Raw genomic sequence first — 8,231 nt, 5'->3', positions numbered from 1 at the left:
TTTTGGGAAGAATAATATCGTAACGCTGACCGGACGTATCGCTTGCCGCGATAAAGTAATAAACATTTTTCATGTCGTCGGAATCATCAATGTAATATTGTTCTCCGTACCTTACAACTACAGGTCTGATATTCGCCGGAATAACGCCGTTAAAAGGGCGGGCAGATCTGTATATGTAAACAGGACCTTTTGCATCAGGAGAATCTACCCATGTAATCCTTATCAGGTTATTTCTGGGTTCAACTTTAATTTGCGACACATAGGGGGTGTGATCCTTGCTTTGAGCGAAAATACCCACTGGAACAACCAGAAACAGAGTAAAAATTACCGGGAAAAACATTTTTTTCATCTATTTATATTTTATCCTCATATTGCAATCTGCATCCTTTAAAAAGAATCGGCTCATGCTCTCTTTTTGGCTTCTTCCTGCTTTTTATGATCGGTCTCAAGTTTGGCTGACCAGATTGCCAATTTCTTTTTTATTTCATTAGATTCTTCGTTCTCGGAAAGAACAATGTGCAAACGGCGTAACGCGCTAAGAAAGTTTATCCCTGTTTTAAAATCAAGAACCTGCCCTGTGGAAAGCTCGTATTTTTCGCGGTAACGATCCGCAGCTTGCGAAATAAGTTTTTTTACCAATCTAAGATGATACACGGTAGAGTCATAATATTCCGCTCCGGGAGCCATTTGTTCATAAATAGCTTTTAAATCAATTATATTTTTTGCAGTTACCGCAAAACGACCTTCAAGATCGACAAATGTCCATCTCCATTTTGAATTGTCGCCGTAAGCCTGTTCCAGAAGATCTATGGCAAATCCCATTTTACAAATCAAGTGATACCTTTGATCCTGATTGTATGATTCTATCGCTATTAATTTGTCCTGATAATCAGAGAAGGGAGCGTCAATTAAATTACTGACAACTTCTTCAAGGTAAATTACCGCCTTGTAAAGCGATTTTCTGGCATCATTTAAGGCTTCCTCATTTTTTGATTTAAGGACTGCCTGAGACATTCCGTTTATAGCGATATAATATGAAGCCAGATTAAGCATCTCGTCGGCGAGAGCCAATTTTTGAATTGAAGAATTCGGCGTATTTTTTTTCGCTTCTACAAGAATTTTTTTTTCGGTATCCAATAACGCCTTGGTCATTGCCACATAAATTTTAACTTTTTCTTGGTACAATGCCCGATCTTGATCGGTATTCTTCGCCATTAATCACTCCGTTTTCCGTATTTCTGAATCAAATCGTCGGCGTGGGCAATTGCGGCTGTTCCCGCATCCCCCGCCAACATCCTGGCAATCTCCTTTCTCCGTCCATCGGCGCTTAATGGTCCGATTCCGGTGTAGGTTCTGCCGCCTTCGGTTCTTTTTTCTACCTTAAAATGATTATCGGCACGAACTGCGATACTCGCTAGATGTGTAACGCAAAAAATTTGCTTAAATTTACCTATTTTTACAAGATACTCCCCCACTTTAAGGGCGACTTCCCCGCCAATACCCGCGTCAATTTCGTCAAAAATGAGGGTTTCAACGCTTTCGGATTCATTGCGGCGGCTATCTGACAAAAGGGCTGTTTTAATCGCCAACATTACTCTGGAAAGCTCTCCGCCCGAAGCTATTTTTGCCAGATCTTTAAGCGGTTCGCCTGTATTGGCGGAAATTAAAAACTCTATTTCTTCCGCGCCGTAAGGTCCAAAAGTAGTCTGCCCCTCATTCTGCTTCGGTACTACCGCCGCCTGAAAACGGGCATTTGGCATTCCCAGATTTTTTAGTATTTCGGTTATAAGCTGACTTAATTTTGCGCTTGCGGCTGTTCTTTTTTCCCTTAAAACTTGGGCTTTTGAAACTATCGACTTTTCCAAAGCGCTGATTGCAGATTTTAACTTGCCCTTGTTTTCTTCCGCACTACTCAAAGCTTCTATTTCCGCCTGCGCGTTGGTTTTGTACAATAAAATAGCCTCTTCCTCGTTTCCCGCAAGACTGTCTTTTGCATATTTCTTTTTTAATTTATTTAAAAACGCAAGACGTTCATTTACTTCTTCCAGTCTTTGCGGATCAAAAGCAAGACTTTCCTTGTAAGAGCGGAATTCCCCCGCTATATCTTCCGCTTCATAGTACAGGTTTTCAAACCGCCTGTTTATTTCCCCAAGCGATGAATCCACCGAGGACGCGCTGTCCAGAGCGTTTTTTGCCTTTCGGGTAAGGGTTAACGCCGATTGTTCTCCGTCCGTAAAACAAGAGGCGGCTTCTAAAATCGCGTCATATAATTTATTTTCCGCGCCTGATATAACATCGCTTTCATTCAATGCCGTTGACAGCCATACTGCGTCCTTTACTGTTCCCTTGCGCGCCATTCCGCCGGAACGGGCGTTTGCGTTCTGCGAGTGAGAACAGGCTCCGCAACCTATAGCGCCATGAACAATATTTACATTGTCTGGGAGAGAGTTCAATATTGATATGCCGGGTAACAGCAAACATATTGATCCTTGTTCAAATTTTCTTTTTCCGTCGGACAGACAGCCGCATTTGCGTCCCTTGTCCGCCAAATTACATAAGTTACCGCCGTAAACAATACAAGCTTTTAAACGATCTTCTCTTTTCGGCGGCGCTTTGTGCGTTAAATAATCCATTTGTTTACCATCCTTTATATTACTTGAGGTCTGTCAAACAACGGAGTAGAAAGGTATCTTTCTCCCGTGTCGGGCAACAGAGCCACAACTGTCTTGCCTTTGTATTCGGAACGCTTTGCAACCTCCGCCGCCGCGAAAGCCGCCGCCGCTGAAGATATGCCCACTAAAAGCCCCTCCGTTCGCGCCAAATCCTGCGCGGTTTCAAAGGCTTGTTCCGTTCTTACTTTAAATACTTCATCAATTATTTTTGTGTTCAGTACATTCGGAATAAATCCCGCGCCGATACCCTGAATTTTGTGCGGTCCAGGCGCTCCGCCAGAAAGCACAGGAGAGTCATAAGGCTCCACGGCTACAATTTTAATTTTAGGGTTTTTTTCTTTTAAAACTTCGCCTACGCCTGTGATAGTGCCGCCTGTTCCAACGCCCGCCACAAATACGTCAAGCTCTCCGTCCAAGTCGTTCCAGATTTCAACGGCGGTGGTTTCTCGGTGAACACGCGCGTTGGCGGGGTTGTTAAACTGCTGCGGGATAAAAGATTTTTCAAAAAAGAGCGAAAGCTCCTCGGCTTTTCTAATCGCGCCCTTCATGCCGTCCTTGCCGGGTGTAAGCACAAGTTCCGCGTTCAGAGCTTTTAACAAATTGCGCCTTTCAACGCTCATGGTGTCCGGCATGGTAAGAATAAGCCTGTACCCGCGTGAAGCAGCGACAAAAGCTAACCCAATTCCCGTATTGCCGGAAGTCGGTTCGATAATTACCGTATCTTTATCCAGCTTTCCGTTTTTTTCCGCGTCCTCTACCATGGCGAGGGCGATTCTGTCTTTTACAGAGCTGAGCGGATTAAAGTATTCCAGCTTTGCGATTAACTTGGCTTCCAATTTCCGCTCCGCCGAAAAATCCGTAAGTTGTAGAAGCGGCGTTTTACCGATAAGCTCCGTCAGTTTTTTAGCGTATTTTGCCATAACGCTTTTTCTCCTTATTTATATTCTTTTACAGTTTTAGAAATCAACTGCAGGTTATTAAGCGGCGTTAAGGGCGGAATATCACAGCCGGGCATAACGATATAAGAACTGTCTTCACCCGCCTCTTTAATTCCATCAACCGTCTTATTTACTATATCATCATGAGAGCCATTTTGCACTACACTTACAGGGTCTAAATTCCCCGCAAAAGCTATTTTTCCGGCAAACGCATCCCGCGCCGCCGCAATTTTTACCTTATAATCAAGCGACATAATATGAACGCCGCTTTCCGCGATGAGATCAAGACAACTTGTTGTATCGCCGCATATATGCAGTATTAAAATTAAATCCTTGCCGGACAACCGCCTGAAAGTTTCTTTAATATAAGGCAGAGCGACTTCATTAAAATGTTTTCTTGAAATCATATCTCCGGAAGCGGAAGGTTCCGCCATCTGAATTACTTTAGCTCCCGCATCTATGTATCCCTGTATATAGGTTAAATATAATTCTGATGTAAAACGCAAAACTTCTTCAACTGCCGCTCTATTTTTATAAATGCCTTTCATAAGCGAGTCCGCGCCTAAAAGCAATCCCGCAAGGGTAAAAGGTCCCCACATACTGCCGCCAACTAAACGCTCGCCGTTTTCTTTTTTGACTAAAAGCCGCGTAACATCGTAGAGTTTTTGGACATTTGGGTTTTCAAGAATGACAGCCGGATTAACATTTTTCGCGTCATCGGCGGATTTTAAAAAAGGCTCCGCGACATCGGGCGTTCCCTTTTTCCGCCATTTGACTTTTCCGCCCAGAGCTTCTATAACAAGATTATTGTAGCCTGAGCCTACCCACGACAAATCGGAGTCCGCCTTAGTATATCCGTCGTAAAGCCATTCCGCCATATTTTCTGCCGGAAGGGTAAGAGCTTCTTTTAAACTGCTCCCATGGGAAACAACGCACCATGTCCCCGAAGATAACAAAGCAAACGGAACCCTGTCTGGTTTTTCCAATTTTGATATTTTTATAATACGCTCTGCGTGTGTCATAGAGTTTACACCTCTTCCAATAATTTTTTTACCAAACGCACTGATTCTGCGGCGTTTGATGAATACCCATTTGCGCCTATCTTGTTGGCAAAGCCCTGCGAAATAGGTCCGCCGCCGACAATCACTTTAAAGTTGTCTCTTATTCCGCGTCCCTTTAATATTTCTATTACCTCGCTCATGCCGTCCATTGTAGTAGTCATTAATGTAGAAATGGCAATAATATCAGCATTATTCTTAACCGCCTCGTCTACAAAGACCGATGGAGGAATATCGCGCCCTAAATCAATCACGTTAAAACCTGCGGTCTCCTGCATGATTCTAACAAGGTTCTTTCCTATGTCGTGAGTGTCGCCTTCTATTACACCGATTACAACCGTTGCTTTCTTTTCATCTTCCGCAGTTTTTATATGAGGCGTTAAAATATCCAATCCCTTATACATCGCGTCGGCGCAGATCATAAGCTCCGGCACAAAATACTCGTGTTCCTCGAATAATTTTCCCGCACGTTCCATGCCGTTGGCAAGCCCCTTGTCAATTGCCAGATACGCGTCCAAGCCTTCTTCTACAACACGGTTAGCCGTTTTCTCGACCGTATCCTCTTCCATTTCAACCACCGCGTCAGAAAGTTTTTGAAAAAGTTCATTGTCGTTTGCCATAAAATCCTCCAATTAGTATTTTTATTGTTTCCAGCGAAGCAGGAACCTTTGCGCCAAATTAAACAGAAAGGTAATAAATGTAACAACTATACCGATTGTGATTACGCCAACAAGGGCGTTGGTATAGTTCCCGAAATTCGCGTAATTGTTAACGTAATAACCAATTCCGCTGCGCGCGCCTATCATTTCCGCAGAGACAAGCAAAATGAAAGATACACTAAGCCCTTGATTACAACCGATAAAAATTTGCGGCAGAGCGGCTGGTAAAATTATTCGAAACAGCATAGTAAATTTTCCGACGCAGAGCATCTTTGCGGAATCGATAAGCCGTTTTTCAACATTCTGTACGCCGCTCATTGTGCTTGCAAATGTGGGCCAAAAAGAGGCGACAATAATAACGAGCATAGACGCAGCGCGAAAAGTGGGCAGAAGCACAATTGCATAGGGTATGTATACAATGGGCGAAATAGAACTTAAAAATTTTGAAATATATCCTGCGACAGTGCCGACACGGATATTCCACCCAAAAAATAAACCAAGGGGAATAGCCAGCACAACCGCAATTATATAGCCTTCAAAAATTAGCAAAAGTGAATCTCTTATATTCACAAGCATTTTGCTTGAATCGACGGCAAATTGCGACAGTACGGCTCCAGGAGGGGGAAATACCGCCTGTTTCGCCACGCTTACAAACGACAGCTTGACTGTCGCCAATAACCAAAAAATGAAAAACGCGTAAATTACCCCGACAATATCTGTTATAACAAGACGCGTTTGATCTTTCTTAATTAAAAAAGAAATCATTAACAAAAAGAATTCCAATAATACAATAAAAATAAGCGTATAATGCGGATGATCTGTAATTCTGTAAGTCTTATCGGGAATTAATTGAATTAATAAAAAAACTATAAATAAGCCGTTTGTAATTGTAAAAAGGCGTTTGGCGATTTGGTTCATATTATAAATTCCTCATCAGCGGACGCGCCTGTATTATCGTCGTAAAACAAAGCCATCAGCATATTGCGAAGATGAATATAAGAGTTTATATCACGAAGCGCGGCATGAACGCGCGGTCGCCCGAAAGGAACGGCAAATTCTTTTGCAACCTGCCCGGGACTGTTGGTTAGCATAATAATTCGATCCGATAAAAAAATAGCTTCGTCAATGTCGTGAGTTACAAACACGACCGTCTTTTTTGCCGACTGTCCGTCTCCTTCCCACAATGAAAGAAGAAGCTCTTGCATATTGGATCTGTTTTTTGCGTCAATAGCGCCAAACGGCTCGTCCATTAACAGTATGTCCGTATTCATTGCCAACGCGCGGGCTATAGCGACACGCTGTTGCATGCCGCCAGACAGTTGGTAAGGATTTTTATACCCAAAACCGTTAAGACCGACTTTCTTTAAAAATATGTCGGCGGTTTTATAGCGTTCTTTACGAGGCATTTTTTTATTCACCTGCTTTAATCCAAAAGCTACGTTGGCGCGGGCGCTCATCCATGGGAACAGCGAATAATGCTGAAAGACAACGCCGCGATTGGTACTTGGACCTGTAATGACGCTTCCGTCTATGGTAACGCTTCCGGCGGAAGGGAAAAGAATACCCTGCAAAATACTAAGCAACGTACTTTTTCCGCAACCGCTGGAACCGATAATCGAAACGAACTCACCTTCTCCGACATTGAAGGAAACATCTTTCAATGCCAGGAATTTTCCGTTTTTATCTTCATATTCGGCGTACAGGTTTTTAACTTCTATTTTGCTCAAAATAAAACTCCTGTATACACTTCCACATGATTTTAGTTGGCGGATTTAAAATGCGCATCAAGCGATTTATAGATAGAATCGTTTGGATTCTTGGCTAATATTTGCGCCAATGCTTTCTTGTAAATATCAAGATTGTATTGCTTCTCAATATCATAATCAGCGCCTTTGGTATAACCAAATTCCACAACGCCTTTCTTTAATTGCGTCGTTCCTCTTTTGTCAGGGTCAGGATAAGAAAGCGCGTGTCCGCCGTAGACTTCGTACTCAATATCACTTTTATCAATGGTGATATATTTTGCCACGTCCTCTACTGTCTTTGGGTGATTCTCCTGCGAGAATTTATACGCCTTAATAATAGCGCGTTCAAAAGCTATATAAGTTTCCGGTTTTTCAGCTAACGCGCTTGTAAGGGCGACCTGACGGCAGCAAGGCTGATTTTCAAAAGCGCTTAACTCGTTACAGTAATATACAACCGTGTGCCCCGCGTTTTTGGCGATAGACGCGTAAGGCGAGTAAACCGAAACGCCGTCAATCTGATCGCTTGCAAGAGCGTTAAACGCGTCTTTTTGGCTTTCAAAATAAACAATGTTTACTTTGTCAGAACCTTCGCCAATCGGAATGTTGTTGGTTTTAAGAAGATACAGCAATTCAAAATCCTGTACGCTGTTTTTGTTGGTGGCGATATTGCGTCCTTTTAGCACGTTAATATCGCCCTGCTTAAAGTTCGCAGGTATAAATTTGGTTTTAAGTACAAAACCATGCCCGTTGGACATTGCGCCGCCAAATACGGTAATGTCATGTCCTGCGGCTTGATTTGTAATAACAGGTACGGAACCTATAAAAGCCGCGTCCAATTTGCCTGATTCAAGACCGGCGACCATTTCTCCGGCGCTTGCAAATTGCGTCATCGTAACATTAAGTCCTTCTTCTTTAAAGAACCCTTCTTCCACAGCTACAAAGCCGAGTAAGTGCGCGGTTGAATTCAAATGCCCCAACTGGAAATCTGTCAGTTCCCGCGTTTGCGAAACCTCTTTACCCAAAACCGTTGGGCTTTGGCAATGGTCCCGGGCTGACCCCAAACAGCCGCCCGGCCGCTTAGGAGGCGGCCCCTCTATCCCCGGGGCTACTGGACCTGCCTATTCAGACTATCACTCCGTGCGGGCTGTTGTCAACGCGG

9 protein-coding genes are annotated in these 8,231 nt (G+C 43.4%); all 9 read right to left on the bottom strand.

Annotation, left to right across the window (positions count from 1 at the left end):
* The coding region (locus ACYVTD_RS08140) for a hypothetical protein (RefSeq protein ID WP_461247278.1) at positions 1–349 on the bottom strand (349 nt) is incomplete at its 3' end.
* A 53-nt stretch (positions 350–402) separates the two neighbouring features.
* Positions 403–1,215 (bottom strand): hypothetical protein, encoded by an 813-nt coding sequence (locus tag ACYVTD_RS08135; protein WP_461247277.1) that lies wholly within the window; start codon positions 1,213–1,215, stop codon positions 403–405.
* Positions 1,215–2,633 (bottom strand): DNA repair protein RecN, encoded by a 1,419-nt coding sequence (locus ACYVTD_RS08130; RefSeq protein ID WP_461247276.1) that lies wholly within the window; start codon positions 2,631–2,633, stop codon positions 1,215–1,217. Before ACYVTD_RS08130 ends, ACYVTD_RS08135 begins: the two co-directional genes overlap by 1 nt.
* 14 nt (positions 2,634–2,647) lie before the next feature.
* Positions 2,648–3,592, bottom strand: coding sequence for a cysteine synthase A (gene cysK, locus ACYVTD_RS08125; RefSeq protein ID WP_461247275.1), 945 nt, complete (start codon positions 3,590–3,592; stop codon positions 2,648–2,650).
* A gap of 14 nt (positions 3,593–3,606) precedes the next feature.
* Positions 3,607–4,632, bottom strand: coding sequence for a uroporphyrinogen decarboxylase family protein (locus tag ACYVTD_RS08120; protein WP_461247274.1), 1,026 nt, complete (start codon positions 4,630–4,632; stop codon positions 3,607–3,609).
* 5 nt (positions 4,633–4,637) lie between these two features.
* Complete coding sequence (locus ACYVTD_RS08115; protein WP_461247273.1) at positions 4,638–5,288, bottom strand: corrinoid protein; 651 nt, start codon at positions 5,286–5,288, stop codon at positions 4,638–4,640.
* A 21-nt stretch (positions 5,289–5,309) separates the two neighbouring features.
* On the bottom strand, positions 5,310–6,245 hold the full coding sequence (locus ACYVTD_RS08110; protein ID WP_461247272.1) for an ABC transporter permease: 936 nt from the start codon (positions 6,243–6,245) through the stop codon (positions 5,310–5,312).
* A complete protein-coding gene (locus ACYVTD_RS08105; RefSeq protein WP_461247271.1) occupies positions 6,242–7,054 on the bottom strand; it encodes an ABC transporter ATP-binding protein in 813 nt (270 codons plus the stop codon). The genes ACYVTD_RS08110 and ACYVTD_RS08105 overlap by 4 nt, the downstream gene beginning before the upstream one ends.
* Positions 7,055–7,086: 32 nt before the next feature.
* Positions 7,087–8,133, bottom strand: a complete 1,047-nt coding sequence (locus tag ACYVTD_RS08100; protein ID WP_461247270.1) for an ABC transporter substrate-binding protein — start codon at positions 8,131–8,133, stop codon at positions 7,087–7,089.
* Positions 8,134–8,231: the final 98 nt, after the last annotated feature.

It is taken from the genome of Treponema sp. R6D11, from assembly GCF_054786075.1.
This window is presented reverse-complemented; position numbering and strand designations above follow the sequence as displayed.

Excerpts from the sequence above, each read along its gene's own strand:
- ACYVTD_RS08135 (WP_461247277.1), bottom strand. The coding sequence starts at position 1,215 with ATGGCGAAGAATACCGATCAAGATCGGGCATTGTACCAAGAAAAAGTT.
- ACYVTD_RS08130 (WP_461247276.1), bottom strand. The coding sequence starts at position 2,633 with ATGGATTATTTAACGCACAAAGCGCCGCCGAAAAGAGAAGATCGTTTA.
- cysK (WP_461247275.1), bottom strand. The coding sequence starts at position 3,592 with ATGGCAAAATACGCTAAAAAACTGACGGAGCTTATCGGTAAAACGCCG.
- ACYVTD_RS08120 (WP_461247274.1), bottom strand. The coding sequence starts at position 4,632 with ATGACACACGCAGAGCGTATTATAAAAATATCAAAATTGGAAAAACCA.
- ACYVTD_RS08115 (WP_461247273.1), bottom strand. The coding sequence starts at position 5,288 with ATGGCAAACGACAATGAACTTTTTCAAAAACTTTCTGACGCGGTGGTT.
- ACYVTD_RS08110 (WP_461247272.1), bottom strand. The coding sequence starts at position 6,245 with ATGAACCAAATCGCCAAACGCCTTTTTACAATTACAAACGGCTTATTT.